This window comes from Sedimentibacter sp. B4 (genome assembly GCF_000309315.1).
Lineage (GTDB): Bacteria > Bacillota > Clostridia > Tissierellales > Sedimentibacteraceae > Sedimentibacter > Sedimentibacter saalensis.
Map to the genome: position 1 here is coordinate 1 of NZ_CANG01000185.1, position 241 is coordinate 241.

General features: G+C 63.9%; 1 protein-coding gene. It reads right to left on the minus strand.

Annotated elements, in window-relative coordinates; translation table 11 throughout:
* A partial coding sequence (locus tag BN358_RS10675; RefSeq protein WP_198018386.1) for a hypothetical protein occupies window positions 1-209 on the minus strand: 209 nt, incomplete at its 3' end.
* Window positions 210-241 lie beyond the last annotated feature (32 nt).

The window sequence follows — 241 nt, forward strand, 5'->3', positions numbered from 1 at the left end:
GAGTTGATCCAGCCGTTCACGACGTTCTCCGCCCGGATCCCCTTCGGCGGGTTCACCGTGTACTCCTGGTTCATCACGTCCCCGAAGCCGGCGGCCTTCATCGCCGGCAGCAGCTGCGCGGTGTAGCTGGTGAACTTCGAGGAGTTGAAATCGCCGACCGAGACCACCGGCAGCTTGCCGGTGTTGAGCTGCGGGATCTTCTTCACCAACTCCCACCACTCGGCCTCCTTGGACGCCACCG